Here is a 21446-nt window from a genome sequence, read left to right on the forward strand (position 1 = left end):
AGAATGCTGCACATGCCCTATGATTTTGATAAACTGACTGACAGAAAAAATACAAACTCCCTGAAATATGATTTTGCCAAAGAACGGGGCAAGAAAGAAGACCTCATCCCTATGTGGGTTGCCGATATGGATTTTCCCACTCTTCCCGAGATTACAACAGCCCTTGTAAAGGCGGCAGATCATGGAATCTTCGGTTATACCGAAGTAAAGGAGGAGTATTTTAGAGTCCTTCATGAATGGTTCTTATCACACTACCGCTGGGATATCGCGAGAAAATGGCTTATAAAGACTCCCGGCGTTGTATTTGCAATTGCCATGGCTATACGTGCCTTTACAAAGGAAGGGGATGGCGTTCTCATACAGCGTCCGGTATATTATCCTTTTTCAGAGGCTATTTTAGATAATAACAGAAGGCTTATCAATAATGCGGCTGTTTATGAGAATGGCTCCTACCACATAGATTTTGACGATTTCGAACAAAAAATCACAGACAACCAGGTTAAGCTCTTTGTTCTTTGCAATCCTCATAATCCAATCGGCAGAGTCTATACAAAGGAAGAACTTATACGCCTTGGCGATATCTGCGTGAAACATGATGTGCTGGTGGTATCGGATGAAATCCACGCAGACTTTATACATCCGGGACATGAGCACCTTGTATTTGCTTCTATCAAAGAAGAATATGCGAGCAGGACCATCACCTGCACCGCTCCCAGTAAGACCTTTAATCTGGCAGGCTTGCAGGTGTCCAATGTACTGATACCAAATCAGGCTTTAAAATACAAATTCAAAGAGGAAATAAATAAAACCGGCTACAGCCAGTTAAACACCATGGGGCTTATTGCCTGCCAGGCAGCATATGAATATGGGGACAAATGGCTGGCGGAACTGAATGCCTACATTTATGATAATATTAGGACCGCAAAGCAATTTATTGAAACAGAAATCCCTGCCTTAAAAGTCATAGATACACAGGGAACCTACCTCCTGTGGGTTGATTTTCGGGCACTTGGGATGGAAACAGGAGAACTGGAGAACTTTATTGCAGAAGAAGCAGGCTTATGGCTTGACGGAGGCACTATGTTTGGGCCGGAGGGAAAGGGCTTTGAACGGTTTAATGTCGCCTGCCCGAGAGCTACCTTATTAAAAGCATTGAACCAGTTAAGGGATGCCGTCATTTCCTTAGAATAAAGTTGGATACTATAGTGGCATAAAAACAGCAGGGTTGCCAATGCTATTCTATCGCAGCAACCCTGCTTCTTCTTAATTGAATGTTATTTCACACCGGTTTCTTCCTTCGTTGCGCCTGCCTGAATTCTTTCAAACTTCTGCCAGACTCCTGCATACAATATATTGCGAAGAATATCCGCATTCAGCAATATAGGAAGCTTCTCAAATTCTCTGGTGCAATCAGCCATCATAAGGTTTAATATTTCTCTTTTATCAATGTCCTTTTCCTGCAGCAGAAAAGGATTATAACTTCCGCTCTTTTTATCTTTTTCTACATCTTCACTGGCATCACACAGATATATGAATTTTCCAAGATAGAAACCCAGCTTTTTCAGAGTTTCTGCCCACTCATCTTCCCTGTAGTTAAATATTTCCCCTAACATTTCCCCGGTAAGGCCGGCTGCCATATCCAGACTGGATTCCTTTCGCTTTTCACACTCTGTCAGTGTTTCCATATAATGATTAACAGCCGCTGCCTGCCTCTCGTATTTCTTCTCAAGCTTTCGATAACTTCGCTCCAGAATTTTGGCAAAAGAAAGCTTTCCTATATTTCTGTCATCTGTCCAGTCATCCATCAAATTATGATATGCTAATATAATATTCATATCAGCCGCATACTCCGTTATCTCATTGTACCTCATAACATGTTTTTTGGCCGGATGAGCGATGCAGCGGTGTGCTTCTCTTTTCTCTTCCGGTTCATACAGTCCGCTAAGCAGCACAATGAGAAAAGTCATATCAAAGGTCAGTGTCAACTGCCCCAATGCCCCGTATTTTCGTTTCAGAACCTTACAAAGTCCGCAATAATAAGCATGGTATTTTTCATAATCTTTTACTTTTAATTCCGGCTTATTAATTGTGACATAACCAAACATACTTTGTCTCCATTTCTGCACTTGTTTCTTGCATACAGGCTTTCTCCTGTGAATTCCGAATCCACGGGTATTTCAACTCTTACGTATGAATTCTGCATGGCATTTCGGGCAGGTAATACATATTTTCCCTTTTCCCTTGGGTACCCTTATTTTTTGCTTACAGGTAGGGCACCGGTAAATATGGTATTTCTTATTCCTCTCCCTTGTTGCTTTATCCATCTTAAAAAATCCAAGAAATCTGCTCTTAATGACTAAGAATTTTTGATTTTCCGCATATCTTTTACCAACATTCCTTGAGAACATTCTCACATAGCAGACTATCAAAATAAAAACAGAAATTGCAGATAGCAGACTGCTTCTAATAACATTAGACAATAACAGGGCAATGATACCTGCCCATATCATGAATTGTCCCAGATTATCTATTCCATATCTGCCTACCATAAACTGTCTGAATTTATCTCTCATAATTCTTACCGTCCATCGCCACGAAACCAGATGGTGAATCCTGTGGCATCCTTCCTCTTATATTTTTTAACATTATTTATTAGATTACACAGGTATAATACCTGTTTTGATGCTACAACAGAAAGCGGAATAACTGAAACACAACCGAAGTAATTGAAAAGATAGATTTCTCGGCTCTTGTAAGCTCCTTTGCCTCAACAGAAGCATTACTGCCATAGCTGCCGTCCTTTTTTACCTTCAAAGCTTCTTTCTGCATTTTTAGCATGTTCTCTTCCAGCAATTTATTGAATTCTTTTCCCCTGATTACCAAAGCAACCTCTGTGTCTATATATGTGCTTCGCATATCCAGATTATAAGACATCACCGCTGACAGGTCATCATCGATGACAAGGGATTTGCCGTGAGTAGAATGACTTCCATAAAATTCATACAGCGTAACTCCTGTCCCCAATAACTTTTTTCTGTTTAAAGTGTAATCAGAAGAAGCCATAAAGTTATCACCTACAGCCGTGGAATTAAGAAGCATCGTGATATTAGGCTGTGCCTTTGCCGCCTCCGTCATCTCTTTATACATATCCTTACTGAATACGGCATAGGGAGTCTGTATAAATACCCTGTCCTTTGATTTCTCCATAAGGGCAACCAACTCTGAAAATACCACCGGTTCCTTGGCATAAATATGGGTGGGATTTGTAAGTAAAATGGCATTATCCACAGGCACCGTTAATTTTGTATAATTACTTTCCGCATCAAATATATCCTTTTTCTGCTCTATTAAATTTAGATAATGGGTGTTTAGCTTTTCCTCTGCCTGCCTGATATCTTTTTTATAAAAAGGAACGTTTTCAAAAACAGGTTTACATACCTGTAAATCCCAAACACTCTCAAAATAATCATAGGTTTGCTTTATTACATCATTTCCACTGCTGTCCCCACTCTTGTAAATCAAAGCCTCTCTGTCAAAGCTGGCACCTCCGCTGTAACTCCCAAGAAAATAGTCAAAGGTATTTCTTCCGCCTGACAGCAGGAGATCATCATCTACTAACAGGTATTTGTCATGTAATCTGCCGTGAACTGTCCATGGCTTTAATAGATTGGGTGTATTGTAAAAACGTATTTCAATATTATTATGGGTACCTGCTGCATAATACTCCGATTCTCCAGCCATATGAAGCGTTCCATATAAACCATCCACTAATATCCGGACTTTTACCCCTCTATCCGCTGCCGCAAGAAGTGCCGCAAAGATATCATCAGAGCTTTTTCCCGGACGAATGTCAAAGGTTGATAACACAATTCTCTCTTTTGCATCCTTTATCATTCTAAGCCGTATATCAAGAGCTTCTTCATTCGATTCAATAATACCGGCTCTTAATCCCTCCGACTGTCCATAGATTTTACTTACCTTGGTATTATTCCAATCTGTTTTTTTGTATTTGGGTTGAATAATAAAAGGAAGTGACGAACCGACTATTATATATAGCAGAACTATTACAGCAGTAATTGATATGATTCTTCCTTTTTTCATACCCTTACCTGTCCTCTTTTGTTTTAACAAGTGAATTAATTAATAAGTCCAGTATTCACCATACCGCAGTAATCTTGTATTGTCAATGGATTGCACCCATTCTTAATTTACTTTTTATACATATCAGATTTTTTTCATTAATTGGTTTGAGAATCTGCGAACAACTTCTCATTGTGGGCATTTTTCTCCCGATATAAGCATATATAAAAGTAATTCCACTTATCATGCAGTGCATTAACCGCCAGGGGGGTAGGTTGAAAAATAAAAGACATTTTTCAAATTTTTATTTAAGCAGTATCGCAGGAGGACCTGCGATATGCATGGAGGGTAGGTTGAAAATGGATAATACTGATAATACTCTAAGTCCAATCGACATGGATCAGCATTCTGGCAAGCTTCAGATACAGATAGTATGTGAAGCCGGTCACAGGCCAATTGATGCTGCTGTCGTAAAGATCTATAACAGCACTAACCCTGATACTTTACTTGACCGCCTTACCACTAATATATCCGGTATAACGGAAACCATTGACCTTGATACTCCCCCCCTGGAATACAGCATGCAGCCCCCCGGCCCAAAACCCTACTCTGAATATCTTGTTGAAGCAAGTGCTCCCGGACTTCAGACCGTTACAGTAGAAGGGGTGCAGATATTTCCGAATACCTCTTCCCTTCAGATGATTTTTCTTCCGCGGATTACCGAAAACAGTGAAAATTCAAGGAGGATTGTAATAGGGCCTCACTACCTGTATGGAGGCTATCCGATAAAGGTATATGAATCTGAAGTAAAGGAAATGCCGGAATCAGATGACCCGTTCGTCATTGCAATCCCCGAATATCTCATTGTCCATGATGGTATACCAGATGACGCAACTGCCATTGATTATTATGTAGAATACAGGGATTATATTAAAAATGTAGTATCCAGTGTGGCCTATGCTAATTGGACCGATGCGACCCTCTATGCCACCATCCTGGCAACCTTGTCCTTTACTCTCAACCGATATTTTACCAACTGGTATCAGAGACAGGGCTACTCCTTCCACATCACTGCCTCTCCCGCTTATGATCTGCTATGGCTTTATGGACGTAATATCTTTGACAATATCAGTCTTGCTGTCGATTATATGTTCAATTTATTCTTAGCAAGACCTGGCATATTGCAGCCAATACTTACACAGCTCTGCCGGGGTGCTATATTGGACTGTCCCCAGATGATGTCCTTATGGGGTGCCAAGGCATTAGGGGATACCGGCTATGATATGATGTATATTCTTCATTTTTACTATGGGAGTGATTTATATATCAGCTACACGAATGTAATAACCGGTCTGGTTTTCCCCTGGCAGGGAACAGAATTAAAGCTTGGAAGCCAGGGAGGAAATGTGGGTGCCCTCCAAAAGATGCTGGAATTGATAGGAAGAGTCTATATAGCCATTCCCCTTTTGGGAGAAGGCGGAACCTTTAACTCTCAAACGGAAAAAGCAGTATCTACCTATCAGGAAATCTTTCACCTGCCTGTAACCGGTATTGTAGATGCCGCTACCTGGTATTCCATCACAAGCCTTTATAATAGTTTAATAGATGAAGAACGTCATTGTAAATAGAAAAGAGAAATCTTTGCATCCCCCAAAAACACAGATTACCTGCTCTGTATGCAATAACCGCAGACATTAGTCCGCATATGCACACAAGCAGGTAAATTCCAAAAGGTTAACTTAAAAGCTCTGCCAGTTCTCCCATATACACAATATGAAGCTCGTGAAGAGCTCTTGTAATTGCAACATATAAAAGCTTGGCATCTGCATCACTCTTTTCATAGCTGCTGCTATCGGGATTCCATAAAAGCACACTGTCAAACTCAAGACCCTTTGTCATATGAATGGGAAGCACCATAATACCATTTGTAAAGTTCATCTCTTCCATATTTTCCTTTAAGGATTCCAGCTCAATGAGTTCTTTCAGCTTGTCATATACCTCCTTTGTTTCCTCTTCTGTCCTGCAAATAACAGCTTGTGTAGTATAGCCTGCCTCTTTGCTGCATTTTAAAATCTGCGCTGCCTTATGAAGGATTTCCGTTTCAGATTTCGCCTCATAGACCTCTACCTCACTGCCATGCCTGATAATCGGCTCAATATCATAGGTCTTAAATGTACAATGCTTCAATACCCGGCTGGCATAATTTGATATCTCTACCGTATTTCGATAGCTTTTTGCCAATACATAAAACTTATCCTTCTCTTCCGAAAAAACTTTCCCTCTTAGAGCTTCCCAGTCATTCATTCCGGTATCATAATGAATATTCTGGGTGATATCTCCCATAATGGTATAAGTACAGTTCGCAAATAACTGCTTCATACAGTAAAATACCGATACACCAAAATCCTGTGCCTCATCTACTATAATATGACTGACATATTCAAAATCCTTCGTGAACTTTAATCGCCTTTTCAGATAAGTAAGCATGGCAAGGTCATAAATATCAATTTTTTTTCCGGTAAAATCCTCCATAAGAAGGCTTACCACTTCCTTTTCCGGCAGCACACCGGAAAATTCTTTATAGAACCCGGTATCTAAAAGACTCTTAAGAAAATCCAAATATATCTTCTCTAAATCATACTTTGCAACTTTTTTTCCAAAGTAATCCTTATATTTTTTTACTTCTATGCTAATAACTTCTTTCTCCTGCTGCTCTCTTTCATTAACCAGCCTGATTTTACTTAGCAGACGTTTATTTAAGAGTTCCTGCTTCTCTGAAAGAGGCTTCTCCTTAAATATCGAAAGGAACTCCCTGATTTCATTTTCCGAATAGATATTCTTTCCATGATAAATGATATCTTCCGACCGTATTATTGTCATCTCATACCAGTCAAGATAATATTCCAATGCTCTGATAAAATCAAGAGAGCCTTTATAACGTTTTAGCAAAGTTCTCACTCTGCTGTTCTCTCCTGCTCTTTTACGGCTTTTTGCAAAGGGGCTGATTAGAATATACTTCTTCTTTTTTAATTGAAAATCCATATCCAGAAGATATACCAGAAATTCCTCCAAGGTCATCTGATTAATATTATAGACGTCCAGATTCGGAAGTACTCCTGTTATATAATTTAAAAGCATCTTATTGCTGCCGATAATATAGAACTCATCCGAACGGCATCTTTCCTTGTAGTTATACAGAATGTAGGAAATGCGGTGCATGGCAACGGTGGTCTTGCCGCTTCCTGCCACCCCCTGCACAATAACACTATGCCAGGGCGTATCTCTTATGATATCATTCTGTTCCTTCTGAATCGTAGCAATGATTTCCCCTAATACAACCTCTTTATTTTTCCCCAGATATTTTGTCAGAAATTCATCATTTGCTATGACATCCGTATCATAGTAATCGACTAAACTGCTGTCCTTTATTTCAAAAGTTCTTTTTAAATCCAGAGCAATATGAATCTGGTCTCCATAAGGCGACAGATAGGAACTCTCACCTACATCGCTGTCATAATAAACACTGGCAACCGGTGCTCTCCAGTCTACAATGATAATCTCCGTACTGCTTTTACTGACACCATTCTTTCCGACATATAAGGAAAATTGCTTTTTCTCCTCTTCCTCTTCTCCGTCTCTTGTTTCCATTCCCAATTCTCTGTAATCAATACGGCCAAAGAAAGGCTTTTTTAACGCTGCCAGGTTCTTAGTTAAGGACCTTTCCAGATCTGTCTGCATACTAAGCCCTATGACAAGATCGTTATGAAGCTCCGGATTGTCAGACCGGTAATTATCATACATTTCCTTTGTCTCTGCACGAACCTTAGCCAGTTCGGCACTTTGTGCTTCCACATTGTGCTGAATGATTTCCACACATTTTTTTAACTGCTCTTCTTCCCTTTCCCACTCACTTCTTAGCTCTTCATGTCTTTCAACCAAATGGCTTCCATCCATTTCTCCATTCCCCATGATACCCTCCTATAGGTCAACTGCGAACTAATGGTTTAAGTCCGGTTAACAGGTTACTTGTATCATATTAAACGAAAATCAAAAATAATACTAGACTTTTCTTTTCACTTATGGTATCATTCATAATGTAGTATGCCTAGAGGCAAGAAAAAGCTGTCAGAAAATTCTGACAGCTTTTATTTTTATTATCATAAGAACCTTATTCCTCTTTCATGATTTCTTCCGCCAACATTTTAATATCCCTGATACTGCCTGCTTTTTCATCCAGCCGTTCCACTATCTTGATAAGATTATGTATGGTTCCCTTTTTTTCATATATTTGAATTAAAATATTCTGAAACTGTATCAGGGATATTTTCTCCGGTATGACTCCTTTTATGACTTCCGGATATTTTTCCTCCAGATTATCTGCCAGCCTCTTTGTCAGCTGTTTATTGATAATCTGCCCATAATACTTGGTACAGATTTGTTCTAAATCCCTGTAAATCTGTAAAAAAGAGATTTCCTCTTCGCTTGTAAAGGCATTCTCATAAAGCTTATTGTTATAAGCAAAGAAATGGTAAGAAAGTTTATCCATATCCTCATTATCCCTGATTCGTATCTGGGGAAGTAATATACCAAAGGAAGCTGCCGCTCTTTTTCTGATTTCTGCGATCTCTGTGAATCCTTTACTGCTTTCATCACCGGCAGCGGCAATAAGTCCGGTGCCAAATTCTAAAAGGAAAGGCTCAGCAATAATCTCATTCAATATTTCTCCGGAAGGTTTTAACCCGCCCTTCTCTACAAATTCTACCCGTTCTTCACCCTTTAATATAAAATCCATGGAACAGTTTAAAATATGGCAAAGAGATACCATCAGCGGGGTATCCGGGTATCCCATGCCTCTCTCCCACTTGGATACGGCCTGGGGCGTTACACCAAGCCGCAATGCCAGCTCCTCCTGGGTATAATTTTTGTCTTTTCTTGCATTGATCAGCCTTTCCTCAAAACCATTAATCATTGTACTTACCTCCGGTGTGCTTTGATTTTTTTATCTTTAGGTCATTGCAGTTTCTTACTCTGATGACCTTTCTTTACGATAATCTTACCACTTGCTAAGAAATAAGTAAAACAACCAGCTGTTCATGTACATATCAACAACTATTTATGGAAAGAGTTTATTCCATCTCCCGAAACCACATGCTGCAGAGATTAATAACTCCCCGGAATCCTACATAAGGAGGAACATAGGGGTTAAAATTCCACTCATTGATGCCTCTGTCTGTCAGAAATTCTGTATTCTTACCTGCCTCTTTTAAATATTCCTTCCTTGCCATCAGAATGCCGGATGGTACACGGGTAAGCTCTTCTAAAACCTTTTTTTCCACAAGGTATGGAATGCCCTCCCCTTCATCTTCTTTTGCATCACACCAGAACAGACCTTCCTTTATACCAAGCTCCTCTACTGCAAATTCCCTTAAGCCCCGTACCACATCTATGCTGCCTCCTGCACTGAAGGCAGCCCTTTCTCCGAAGAATTCCAGGATATGCTTCAAATTATCATATACCATACTGCAGTCTCTGATTTCATCCACTATAAATGCAGCATTAACTGTAAGCCCTGACAATTCCCCGATTTGCTCCAGCCATTTGACGGTACCCTGAATTCCGTAGGGCCTGCCATAGAGATAAGGAGTGCCAAAGCTTTTCTTCAACGTTTCCCCTGCCTTGATTCCTTCTCTCCTAAGTACCAGATTGATAGCTGCCTCACCCAGTTTTTTTATGCTCTTAACATCCGCTCTGGTTGAGAGAACGCAGGATACCTTTATACCAAAGGCTCCGTTAAGCAGCCTTTCAATCTCCCTGGCATCTGCTTCAAACAGATGTAAATCGATGGAAGAACCGATAATATTACAGGTAAGTTCTTCGGTCTTTAAAGCCTTTTCCGGTAACTTGCAGCAAAGTTCATAGAGAGCGGTTTCAATCCCCTTATGGTAGTCCCAGGAAAAGCTTCCGCAAGGGAAATAAAGAACAGGAAGCCCCTCATAGCGATAGCTTAATTCTTCACAGATGGCCTCCATATCTGTCCCAATAACCTCCGGAACGGAGGAAGGGATGAGAAATACAGCCTCCGCCTTATATTTTTCCAGTATTTCATCCAACGCTTTTTCTATACGGTCCGTAATTCCAAGGGCAATGTCCTTTTCATCCAGATGAGTTACAAAAGCCAGACAGTCTTTTGAATATCCGGCCTGCTCCAGCCATCTTCTCGCATATATCATGTGCCCCATGGACCCGAATTCCAGGACAACCGCTCCTTTTATGGTTGCAAGGGTCCATAGTGCCCCCATCCTGCCGGAAGGCCGGGGGTAGTATTTATATAAGCCCATCAGCCTCTCCTCCTTTCTCCTTTTCCTTTGCCAATTCCATCAGGCGGTCAAGGAGGAAAATGCTTCTTTCATATCCCACTAAAGCAAATATTTTCTGCACCTGGGGATTATTGATCATCCTGCTTTCCAGTACTGCCGTACTATGTCCAATAGAAAACAGCGGATAGTCCTTCCCCCACTCCTTTAAGTTCTTTTCTTCCGTAATAGTTACCAGATAAGGATCATAGCCTTCATTTAGAATTCTGTCCCGGTATATGCAATCCTCTTGCGAAAAGCTTTCAACGCCAAGAAGCTTCGGCTCCATTCCAAGTGCGGTAAGATAAGCAGCTATGGGCAGAGCAAGAAGCTCCTGTACGGTAATTATAAAGGGAATTCCTTTTAACTCCTTACGGGCCTTTTCTTCCTTTTCTTTCAGAAGCTCATAGGAATTTAACTGAAATTCTTTCTCTGCCTTTCCCTCCGGTATAGTCATCTCTTTAAGAGTGCGGTAATCTGCTCTTATATCCTCTGCCAGGAAACTTCTGCAAAGTGAAATTTCCGGCTTTTTCAGTGCTTTTGCCAACTGTCCCTGATTAGGATCCTGGAGGATGGTTAAGGAACCCTCCCGGATTTTTGCCATCTTACCGATTATATCCTGATGATTTACCTCGAGGATTTCATAGCCTGCCTCCGTCAAGGCACATTTTAGTGCCAGAGCTTCTGCCCCTCTAAGGCTTCCAAGAAAATTAACCTGCCCATTTTCTATATGTATGGATTCTCTGCTTTCCAGACCGTTATATACTTCTCCCAATTGGCGGTAGGTATCCAAAAAGCCGGTCAGATATCCGTTATATTTAAAGTGTGCTCCGTCTATGAAGAAGATCTTTGCCGCTATTTTTCCGTTAAGTTCCTGCATAACAGCTTCCATATCCTCACCGATTAACGCCGGTACGCAAGTGAGAATCAAAAGGATAAGCTTCGCCCCTTCCCTGTCCATTTCACATATAGCTTCCATCAGGCCTTTTCTGCAGCCGAATACAACTTCATTAGCGTCCAGCTCATAGACATAATGGAGTTCTCCGTTTCTTCCTCTCTGTTCTGTCATAACATAGCGGCTGTAATATCCGCATTCTGCTGTTCCCACTACAAGAGTGGATATATTCCCAAGCTGTTTTGCAAGTGCCAGAGCCGTATGCATAGGGCAGTGCCTGCCCGGTTCCCCCGGGATACCGGATAATGGGATACCGGTTCTAACGGTTGCCTTGGAAAGGGGCAGCCAACCATACTCTTTTTTATCCGTCATTATTTTCTCCTTTTCTGCTTCAGGGACATAGAATCCTTGACAGTTTTTCATATTCACTGGCCAGAGAACTGTCCGGAAATGCCGCTACTACCGTCTTTCCAAGATCTTCTGCTTTTTGTATCAGTGGATTTCTATCGATTTTGTAAAGGATATCCGCTTCCATTTCTTTTGCCGCATCCCTTACAAGCTCGTCTTCTTTTTCAATATTTTTGGCATTTAGAATAAGTCCTTTTAAAGTGGCATAGCCTCTCTTACCAAAGCTCTTAACCGCATAGGCTATATTGGAGGCTGCATATAAGGCCATCATCTCTCCGGAGGTCACAATACAGACCTCTTCTGCATAACCTCCCCTTATCGGCATGGCAAACCCGCCGCATACCACATCTCCTAACACATCATAAAGGACAATATCCGGCTGATATATTTCATAGGCGTTTAGTTCATTCAGCTTCTCAAAGGCAGTTATGATGCCCCTGCCGGCACAGCCCACACCGGGTACAGGACCTCCTGCCTCTACACATAATACCCCCAGGTCTCCTTCCGTCACAATATCCTGAAGGGTTATCTCACTGTTATCCCTTAATACGTCAAGAACAGTCTTAATCTTGGCCCCTCCGGTTAAATTTCTGGTGGAATCGGCTTTAGGGTCACAGCCAATCTGCATTACCTTAAGTCCCCTTGCCGCCAGTGCTGCTGACAGATTAGATACCGTTGTGGACTTTCCGATTCCGCCTTTCCCATATATTGCAATCTTTCTCATGTCTGTTTCATTCCTTTCCACTGGATAAAGTATCGTTTCAGGCTCCTTTTTTTACCTTGCTCCTATTCTTTTCTTTGTTTAACAGCTGATAAGACATACAGATAGGCCTTGCCGATACCGGATCTGTCACAATGGCAGCATCTATTTGGAATACTTCTTTTAAAGTCTCTTTATTCATCACTTCCCCCGGAGTGCCTGCCTTTATCACTCTTCCCTCCCGAAAAGCAATCATATGATCCGCGAACTTAGAAGCCAGATTTAAATCATGAAGAACCATCAATATGGTACAGCCGTGCACCTTGTTCAAATCCTCCAACAGCTCCAATATTTCCAACTGATATGCCATATCAAGATAGGTAGTCGGCTCATCCAGCAGAATGACCTCTGTTTCCTGCGCCAAAGCCATGGCAATCCATACTCTCTGCCTTTGTCCTCCCGAAAGGTCAGACGTTGCCTGTTCCTCCAGACCTTTTAATCCGGTAGCCTCAATGGCCCAGGAGACAATCTCCTTATCCTCTCCGGTAAGCCGCCCAAGGCCTTTCTGGTAAGGAAATCTGCCATAGGAAACCAATTCCTCTACTGTAAGCCCGTCAGGAGCCTGCGGGGCCTGCGGAAGGATTGCAAGCTTCTTGGCAAGTTCTCTGGTTGGAAGCCTGTGAATTTCCTCTCCATCTAAATAAATGTACCCTTTCTTTATACCAAGAATTCTTCCCAGCGTCTTTAAAAAGGTGGATTTACCACAGCCATTGGGACCTATGATTGTTGTTATCTGTCCCATGGGGATGGAAATACTCAATTCCTCTATAATAACCTTCTCACCGTATGCCGCCTTTATGTTTTCGGTACGGATACCCTTTTTCATGGCTTTACTCTCCTTTCGACTTTATAATTTAACTATTTACTGTTTTCTTTCTCTCTTTTAATAGCAAAAACACGAAATAAGGTGCTCCAAGTAAAGATACCACGATTCCGGTGGGAATCTCCGACGGTTCGATTACCGTTCTTGCAACGGTGTCTGCAATTAACACCAGAAGCCCCCCTGTAAGGGCGCAAACCGGTATCAAGAGCCGATGCCCAGAGCCTACCAGTTTTCTGGACAGATGAGGTGCCATAAGCCCTACAAAGCTTATACTCCCGCTTACCGCCACACAGGCCGCTGCCAAAGCCACAGCCGTAAATAACAACCTATACTTTTCCCTTACCACAGTTACACCAAGGCCAAAGGAAATGTCGTCTCCCATGGTCAGTATGTCAAGATGTCTGGACCGGAGTATCAGATAAGTAATTCCGATAACAATCCAGGGCAGTAAGGCGGCAACAAATTTCCAGTTGGCATTCCAGATGCTTCCTGCCTGCCATTTGGCAAGAAATTCATGCTGGGAATCATCCAGTTTCATAATTACCATAGTCATAACAGCATTAATACCAGCCTGAATTGCCACACCATTTAAAACCAGCCGCATAGAGGATACACCCTTGGTTTTCTGGGTAGACAGGGCATAAATAATTGTTCCTGTCACAAGTGCTCCAATCAGAGAGAGAAAAGGGAGGCCAAAGACGGAACCAAAAGAGACCGCTCCATGCAAAACTACGTATAATAAAACCATGATTCCTGCTCCCGCATTGATACCAAGGATTCCCGGGTCTGCCAGAGGGTTTCTGGTTATTCCCTGTATGATACAGCCGGAAAGGGCAAAACCAGCTCCGATTAACAAAGCTAATAAAATACGGGGCATACGAAACTGCAGCACTACGATATTTTCCTTTCCATCTCCTTTTCCTGCTAATATCCGCAGGATATCCGTTATTCCATAATCGGTAAATCCAGCATTAATGCTGATAAAGAAGGCGGCAGGAATCAGTATGAGAAGCAGAATGAGTACATACTTTCTGTTTTTTTTCTTCATTACAGTTCCCCCTTCTGCCTTCTTGCAAAGTAAAGAAATACCGGTACACCAAGTAAGGATATCAATGCACCTAAGGGTATCTCACTGGGAGCACTCAAAGTTTTGGCTCCGATATCTGCCACTACTAAAAGTAACGCTCCCAATACGGCACTTAACGGAATAATCAAACGGTAATCAGGACCTATCAGATATCTTGCAAAATGAGGTATCAGCATTCCTACAAAGGTAATGGTACCCGCCAGTGCAACCGAAGTCCCTGCTAATAAAACCACCACAATGGTTCCTACAGTTTTTACAAAATTAAGTCGCACACCAAGGCCCAAGGCTACCTCCTCCCCCATACTAAGAATAGAGATCCTTCCGGAGAGAAGGACAGCTATCAATATACCTGCTCCAATTACAGGCACTGCAGCCTTTAGCTGGTTCCAACTGTTTCCCGTTACGCTTCCCATAGTCCAGAAGTTAAGATTCTGACTCATTTTATTACCGATAGCAATGGCCTGGCTGACTGCCACCAGGAAAGTACTTACCGCTGCTCCGGATAAAACCAGCTTCATAGGCTTATTTCCCCCAGGCACAAGACTGCTGATGCCATACACTGCCAGAGCTCCCGCTCCCGCACCGATGAAGGCACTAAGAATTATCTGGGAATAGGTAACTTTGTCTATATAAGCAAGGCAGATTGCTAAAGCAAGTGCTGCTCCTGAATTAAGTCCCATAAGCCCGGAATCTGCCAAAGGATTTCTTGTCATTCCCTGCATGACTGCTCCCGAGACAGCAAGAGCCGCTCCCACAACAACCGCACTGATTACTCTCGGGAGTCTTAAGTCAATCACCATAAGATGCTTTATATTTTCCTTATCAAAATGCCAAAAGGCATCAACCACCGTAGAAAAGGGTATCTTAGCTGCTCCCACTATAATTGACAGCACCATAAAAAAAAGAAGAAAAAAGCTGCAGGCCACAAGAAGCAGAAGTGCCTTATAGCCGCGGTTTTTCCTGTTTTTTCCTTCATCCTTTTGTTTCATATATTACCTCATTCCTATACTAAATAAGTTATAGCACGAACCATTTCAGCAAAAAGAGGGGATGCCGAAATTCTGATGCTTTATTCGACACCCCTGCCCTTTATACAGCTTTTTCGGATTTTATTTATCTTTACCTAATAATGTATCAATAATGGTATCAACGGTATATATCGTTGAAATTGCACTGGCAGCATGGCCTGATCCATCCAGGCGGTAAACATGTCCTTCCTTGGAAGCCTTTAAGGATTTCCAAACGGTATTGTTATTATTTAACTCCTCCAGATAAGCCTCATCCCCATCAAAAACATTTACAAACAAATAATCCGGATTCATTTCAGCAAGCGCTTCCATGGATACCTGCTCGTACTGCTCTGAAGTAGTAAAACCCTCGGGAACTTTTAATCCCAGACCGGTTTCACTGTCGTATAAATCAGGGCGGTAAGCACAGTAATATTTATCCTCACCCATTAAAGACATTAACATAACTGTTTTTCCGTTATACTTTTCCTGAAGCTTCACTCTGGCGTCTGCAAGCTTTTGATCTGTTTCAGCAATCACTTCTTCTGCTTTCTGTGCTTTTCCTACAACCTTACCGATTTCCCTTAAGCTGTATCTCCAATCCATCTTAACCTGAGGACCAAATACAACTACGGGTGCTATCTTTTCCAGGTTTTCTACTGATTCCTTGTTATAGCTCTGCTGTAAGATAATGTCCGGTTCCAACTGTGCAAGAAGCTCCAGATTAATATCCGCATCTCCCAAATCAACCACCGAGCTCAAATCGTAACCTTGAAATGCATCCCAAGTCTTAGCATAATGGGCCGCACTTGTTGTTCCAGCCGGCATAACTCCCAGAAGAATCAGGCTTTCCCAATGGGGCAGATAACTGATGGCTACCTTGGTAGGCTGCTTTTCAATGGTGATTTCTCTGCCTTCGCCATCGGTATATGTAAATGGATAAACCGTCTCTTCCTCTTCCTTTGCAGGTGTTGTTTCCGCTGCTTTTGTAGCTTCGGTATTACCTGAAGTCTGTGTGTTATCATTTGCTTTACTGCAGCCTGTAAAAATAATAGCTGTAATGGCCATAACCGCCACTATATGAAATATTCTTTTCATTATGTCCTCCATTTTGTTGATTATGATTGTCATTATCACATGAACTATATCATACACCAGTCAAAAAAGAAATAGACATATTTTCAAATCACCATGGATTTTTTCCGAACCTCTCCCGAAAGACACTTGGAGCCATATTGGTATACTTCTTAAATAACCGGCTGAAATAAAGAGCATCTTCGATTCCCACCAGGGTGCTGATTTCGGTTACGGATATGGTATCATGTATCAGCAATTCTTTTGCACGATTTATTTTAACCATGGTTATGTATTTTTTGGGGCACTCTCCCATTATTTTTCCAAAGAGATAGGAGAACCTCTTAATATCCATCCCTGCCAACTCGGAAAGTTCCATTACTGTCGGATTCCTGTCGTAATGGCTGTCAATATATTCTACCATGGAAAGGATGGTATCCTCATCGGTATTTTTCTTTTTGTCCATACCGTGAGATAACATCTGTTCTATGATGGAATAGAGAAGTGCCTTGCTGCGTAGTTCATTTAAAGGTCCCGGGCTTCTTCTGACATGATGCAGCTGTTTTACCAGGGTCAGCAAGTCATTATAGCTGGCAGGACTAAAGTAGAGCTTACCGTGAAGCTTCTCCAGGTAATCCTGTACCTCTTTAGGCCCCCTTACATAATAATGCAATAGCGCAAATTCCCAGATGTCTTCTCCCAATACCTTCTTATCCAACTCCATGGAAGGCCCTGCGTGCAGTATTACTCCCGGTTCCAGTTCATAGCCTTCACCGCAGAGGGTAAACCTTGCCTTTCCTTTTATAGGAATAACCAGCCCGCAGGCACCTGGCTTTGTACGATTGTCATATACCTTTGTATAGGGCAGTACGGATATAATGAAGAAGTCATCCACCCCCAAACAGCCGTCAGTAAAACTTCGGATCAATTTATCTTTATTCATATTCACAATAATCCACCTGAAATAATATTTATGCATTTGAGTTTCAATTTCAATTATATGGATAATTTACGAAAATGTCAATGGAAAGGGGATCTCACCATGTTAATACTGAAAATAGAAATAATCTTCCAAAATATATGTAACGCTTGAAATAACATTAAAAAACTGCCCTACAGCAGTAAACCATGCTGTAGGGCAGTCATATACAATGTTTTCAAATATACTATGAAGCTTTTTCAGTCAATTATTTACCTTTATTTGCTAAATAATCTGCTAACTGTGTATTAGCTTCTTCAACTACCTTGTCAATACTGTTATCTTTTAACTTCTGGATGAACTTAGGTAATTCTGTTGCAGGATCAACTGTACCGGTATTTAATGCAAGTGCATACTCTGCAGCTACGTTTGCAAGTGAGCCTAATTCTGTTTCAACGCTTGTAGGATCAAATGCCCAGCCTAAAGCAGGTATACTCTTAGCAGAACCATAGTATGATTTAAAGTTATCCCAGAAATTAGCATCCTGTCCGTCTAAAGGAGGAAGCTGTGTTACATTACCCATACCATTTGTCCAAGGCTGATAATTTGCACGTTTATCTGTGAATACAACTTTACCATCTTTTAAATCGTAGTGTGTGCCTTCAACACCGTAATCTAACAGTGTGAAAAGTGTAGGATCAGTGTTTAAAAGGTTAAGGAACATCATAGCACGTTCAGGATTCTTGGAAGATGTAGAAATAGCCATCATAGCACCCTGTGAAGATGTAGTATCAACATAAGCAGGTGTGGAAGGAACCATTTCAACTTTAATCTTACGTTCGCTGCTTGCCTGAACTTCATATCCAAGTGAATAGCTCTGTGTTCCGATTAAATACTGACCGGAAAGTTGCTTTGCAGTACGTGTATCATTTGCCTGGTTAGCATTACCCATTGCAGGATCAATATAACCAGCATTGAAGTATTCACGTGTCTTTTCTACGAATTTCTTATATTCAGGTGTTTCGAATTTGCTTAAAATCTTGTTTCCATAAGAGCCTTCCTGTGAAGGATCTGTAGGATTAATGTAATAGGAAAGAAGGTTATTAGTTCCGGCATCACCAGTAACAATTATGGAATTGTCAACCATTCTTTCAAGTACAGCGCCTTCTACTAACAGAGGATAGAAATCATCGCCTTCACCATCTTTTACTTTCTTTAAGATATCGCCAAAGCTATAGTAATCAAGCTTCTTGATATCATCAACGGTATAGCCGTATTTCTCAAGTAATGTAGCATTGATATCCCAGCAGTTCTGTGTAGCAATATCCTTGTAACCAGGAACTGCATATACACCTAAGCCGTCGGATCCATTGATCTTAGCGCCATCTGTTAATACTGTAGGAAGTGTTTTCCAAAGTTCGGGAGCATATTTTTCAATCAGGTTGTTATCAGGATTGTCAAGACGAACCCATGCACCCTTCTTAGCAAATGCATTATACTCATTGGCACTCCATGAGCTGGTGAAATAAATATCAACATCATCACCACCGTTTATAGCAAGTACTGAATTGGTATCAAAATCTCCCCAAGTTCCCCAAATAGGTTCCAGTGTTACATTAAGTTTTTCTTTTAAGTACTCATTTGCTTTTGCAAGTACTTCTTTGTCATCTGTAACGGTGCTGCCATCAAGGTACCACTTTAAAGTGACAGGTTCAGAAATGTCAGGTGTTGCTGCAGTGTCTGTTGCTGCATCTGTAGCCTTTGCACCAGTATCCCCTGTGTTTGTAGTTTGCTTGTCGTTGTCCACCTTACCGGAAGTGTTTTTGTTGTCCTTACTACCGCAGGCAGCTAATGAAAACACCAGAACCAGTGTAAGGATGATAGATACTACCTTCTTCATAAATATAAATCCTCCTTTTTTTTCTATATAAGCAGCTGGAATAATTCCGCTGAACTTATCCTTTTACTGAACCAATTGTAAGACCGGATATAATAAATCTCTGGAAAAACGGATATGCACAGGCAATGGGAATAACGATTAATACAACCAGTGCCATACGCAGGGTATCCTGTGGAATTGTACTCATGATCTTGGACGCTTCCGCTCCTAAAACTCCTGCATTTCTCACCAGGAAATCAGCCTGATTCTGCATCTTCATCAAAAGATACTGCAGCGGTATGTATTTGGCATCCCTGACATAGAGCATAGGAATAAACCATTCATTCCAATAGGCTAATGCATTTAACAGTGCCACCGTGGCAATACCGGGTTTTGAAATAGGTACAATAATCTTAAATAGAGTATTATACTCTCCACTGCCGTCAATGGATGCAGATTCAATCAGTTCTGTAGGAACAGAAGATTGGAAAAAGGTTCTCATAATAATAATATTGAAAGGATTCACAAGCATCGGTACAATCAATGCCGCGTAATTATCACTTAATCCCAGCATATTCTTACAAACCATATAAGTCGGTGCAAGACCGCCGCCAAAGAGCATTGTAAAGAAACTGAAAAAGGTAAAGAAACTCCTGAATTTAAAGTCCTTTCTAAACAACGCGTAAGAATATAATACACATATAAGTACACTAAGTAATGTTCCCACAATTGTTACAAAGAAGCTGTTAAAATAAGATACCCAAAGCTGCGCTCCTAAATCCATAATATATTTGTAAGCACTTAACGACCACTTATTTGGTATAAAAGAGAATCCTATTTCCCTGATACTGGTTTGTGAACTAAAGGATATAATAATAACAAAAATAAATGGAATGATACATGCGAGACAAAAAATCCCTAAAATCACATTTATAACAATCTCTGCAGGAATACTTACAGAATTTAAACTTCTTTTTCTTTTCTTTATTACCACTGTATTATCTGTTTTACTCATAATTCACCCTTACTTTCTTTGTCAAATTTTCTTCCAGCCTATTCGTATTATTCCAAACCAGCTAGAACAAACTGCTCTCTTCGTCCACTTTGCGTACAATGGTATTCGCAGTCATAATACATATGAAACCAACAAAATTCTGTATTAAGCTCGCTGCTGTACTCATTCCTTCATTATGGGTAGCCATCAAAGTACGGTAAATATATGTATCAATAACCTGTGTGGTAGGGAACAGAGGTCCAGAATTCAAAGGTACACTGTAGAAAAGACCAAAGTCAGCATTAAAAATCTTTCCAATATTCATTATAAACAATATAATAATCATAGTTTTCAAATGAGGAATGGTTACATACCATACCTGCTGCCACTTGCTGGCACCATCAATGCTGGCCGCCTCATACTGTGAAGCGTCAATTCCGGTAATTGCCGCAAGGTAAAGAATTGTTGAATACCCAATATATTTCCACATATTAGCTATAGTAAGAATAAACGGCCAATAGGATGCCTCATTGTACCAGTTAGTAACACTCATTCCATGACTTTTCTGAAAATGTGCAATAAGTCCTCTGGTAGGATCAAGAAAAGCCAGTACAAAATAACTTGCAACAACCCAGCTAAGAAAATACGGAAAGAACATCATTGTCTGATAGCTCTTTGCGACGAATTTATTAGTTACCTGATCCAGCATAACAGCAAAGCTAACCGCTATTATAATTCCCAACAATATCCAAAAAAGATTGTATCCCAATGTATTACGTATCATCACCCATGAATCAGAGGTCTTAAACATGAATTTGAAATTATCCAGCCCCACCCATTTACTGTGCATAATATTGTTGAACAGCGAAGGGTCTTTGGTATAAATCTTGTAATTCTTAAAGGCAAGTATGATACCAAACATGGGCAGATAACGCAATAGAATTAACCAGATAGCTCCGGGTGCAACCATGCTGAGTAATAATATTGTCTTTTTTCTTCTGTTTCCCCAGCCCCTCTCCTTTCCTTTTGCCTCAGCCTTTAATCTAGCCATAACTTTGTCCTCCTGTCTTCTTTCTGTGCTCTATTTGAAGTTATTTCTTACTGTTATTGTTTATACTAATTTTACAATATTTTAATGAATTAGTAACGGAACAAAATTGCTATTAT

The 21446-nt window shown here is 40.9% G+C and carries 18 protein-coding genes; 2 read left to right on the plus strand and 16 right to left on the minus strand.

Features of this window, described 5'->3' with window-relative positions; translation table 11 throughout:
- Positions 1 to 12 precede the first annotated feature (12 nt).
- On the plus strand, positions 13 to 1191 hold the full coding sequence (locus tag BUF11_RS06920; RefSeq protein WP_073588115.1) for a MalY/PatB family protein: 1179 nt from the start codon (positions 13 to 15) through the stop codon (positions 1189 to 1191).
- Between the two features lie 83 nt (positions 1192 to 1274).
- Here BUF11_RS06920 and BUF11_RS06925 read toward each other — a convergent pair whose 3' ends face one another.
- The 3 genes from BUF11_RS06925 to BUF11_RS06935 all read right to left on the minus strand — a co-directional run bounded on the left by BUF11_RS06925 (position 1275) and on the right by BUF11_RS06935 (position 4101).
- Positions 1275 to 2105 carry a DUF5685 family protein gene (locus tag BUF11_RS06925; protein ID WP_073588116.1) on the minus strand — a complete coding sequence of 277 codons (831 nt, stop codon included), beginning with the start codon at positions 2103 to 2105 and terminating at the stop codon, positions 1275 to 1277.
- A 72-nt stretch (positions 2106 to 2177) separates the two neighbouring features.
- The gene (locus tag BUF11_RS06930) at positions 2178 to 2573 is read right to left on the minus strand and encodes a hypothetical protein (protein WP_073588117.1); all 396 of its coding nucleotides are present in this window, start codon (positions 2571 to 2573) and stop codon (positions 2178 to 2180) included.
- Between the two features lie 112 nt (positions 2574 to 2685).
- A complete protein-coding gene (locus tag BUF11_RS06935; protein WP_073588118.1) occupies positions 2686 to 4101 on the minus strand; it encodes a phospholipase D family protein in 1416 nt (471 codons plus the stop codon).
- A gap of 338 nt (positions 4102 to 4439) precedes the next feature.
- Between BUF11_RS06935 and BUF11_RS06940 the strand changes: the two genes are divergently transcribed.
- Positions 4440 to 5708, plus strand: a complete 1269-nt coding sequence (locus tag BUF11_RS06940; RefSeq protein ID WP_073588384.1) for a peptidoglycan-binding domain-containing protein — start codon at positions 4440 to 4442, stop codon at positions 5706 to 5708.
- A gap of 106 nt (positions 5709 to 5814) precedes the next feature.
- On the opposite strand, the gene BUF11_RS06945 is transcribed toward BUF11_RS06940, so the two are convergent.
- The 13 genes from BUF11_RS06945 to BUF11_RS07005 form a co-directional block, all read right to left on the minus strand.
- A complete protein-coding gene (locus tag BUF11_RS06945; RefSeq protein WP_073588119.1) occupies positions 5815 to 8049 on the minus strand; it encodes a HelD family protein in 2235 nt (744 codons plus the stop codon).
- A gap of 199 nt (positions 8050 to 8248) precedes the next feature.
- The gene (locus BUF11_RS06950; RefSeq protein WP_073588120.1) at positions 8249 to 9049 is read right to left on the minus strand and encodes an FHIPEP family type III secretion protein; all 801 of its coding nucleotides are present in this window, start codon (positions 9047 to 9049) and stop codon (positions 8249 to 8251) included.
- Between the two features lie 157 nt (positions 9050 to 9206).
- Positions 9207 to 10418, minus strand: a complete 1212-nt coding sequence (locus BUF11_RS06955) for a nitrogenase component 1 (protein WP_073588121.1) — start codon at positions 10416 to 10418, stop codon at positions 9207 to 9209.
- A complete protein-coding gene (locus BUF11_RS06960) occupies positions 10405 to 11700 on the minus strand; it encodes a nitrogenase component 1 (protein WP_073588122.1) in 1296 nt (431 codons plus the stop codon). The genes BUF11_RS06955 and BUF11_RS06960 overlap by 14 nt, the downstream gene beginning before the upstream one ends.
- Before the next feature lie 19 nt (positions 11701 to 11719).
- Positions 11720 to 12481: a nitrogenase iron protein NifH gene (locus tag BUF11_RS06965; protein ID WP_330393860.1), complete on the minus strand. Its 762-nt coding sequence runs from the start codon at positions 12479 to 12481 to the stop codon at positions 11720 to 11722.
- A gap of 16 nt (positions 12482 to 12497) precedes the next feature.
- Positions 12498 to 13322, minus strand: coding sequence for an ABC transporter ATP-binding protein (locus BUF11_RS06970; protein ID WP_073588123.1), 825 nt, complete (start codon positions 13320 to 13322; stop codon positions 12498 to 12500).
- Between the two features lie 28 nt (positions 13323 to 13350).
- Positions 13351 to 14367: a FecCD family ABC transporter permease gene (locus BUF11_RS06975; RefSeq protein ID WP_073588124.1), complete on the minus strand. Its 1017-nt coding sequence runs from the start codon at positions 14365 to 14367 to the stop codon at positions 13351 to 13353.
- Entirely contained in the window at positions 14367 to 15395 is a 1029-nt protein-coding gene (locus BUF11_RS06980; protein ID WP_073588125.1) for a FecCD family ABC transporter permease, read from the minus strand. The genes BUF11_RS06975 and BUF11_RS06980 overlap by 1 nt, the downstream gene beginning before the upstream one ends.
- 120 nt (positions 15396 to 15515) lie before the next feature.
- Positions 15516 to 16511, minus strand: a complete 996-nt coding sequence (locus BUF11_RS06985; RefSeq protein ID WP_073588126.1) for an iron-siderophore ABC transporter substrate-binding protein — start codon at positions 16509 to 16511, stop codon at positions 15516 to 15518.
- An 88-nt stretch (positions 16512 to 16599) separates the two neighbouring features.
- Entirely contained in the window at positions 16600 to 17430 is an 831-nt protein-coding gene (locus BUF11_RS06990) for a helix-turn-helix domain-containing protein (protein ID WP_073588127.1), read from the minus strand.
- 244 nt (positions 17431 to 17674) lie between these two features.
- The gene (locus tag BUF11_RS06995) at positions 17675 to 19306 is read right to left on the minus strand and encodes an ABC transporter substrate-binding protein (protein WP_073588128.1); all 1632 of its coding nucleotides are present in this window, start codon (positions 19304 to 19306) and stop codon (positions 17675 to 17677) included.
- 55 nt (positions 19307 to 19361) lie between these two features.
- Entirely contained in the window at positions 19362 to 20300 is a 939-nt protein-coding gene (locus BUF11_RS07000) for a carbohydrate ABC transporter permease (protein ID WP_084558532.1), read from the minus strand.
- A 61-nt stretch (positions 20301 to 20361) separates the two neighbouring features.
- Positions 20362 to 21330, minus strand: a complete 969-nt coding sequence (locus tag BUF11_RS07005; RefSeq protein WP_073588129.1) for an ABC transporter permease — start codon at positions 21328 to 21330, stop codon at positions 20362 to 20364.
- Positions 21331 to 21446 lie beyond the last annotated feature (116 nt).

Origin of the sequence: Anaerocolumna xylanovorans DSM 12503 (assembly GCF_900143645.1) — a bacterium.
In the GTDB taxonomy this organism is placed as follows: Bacteria; Bacillota; Clostridia; order Lachnospirales; family Lachnospiraceae; genus Anaerocolumna; species Anaerocolumna xylanovorans.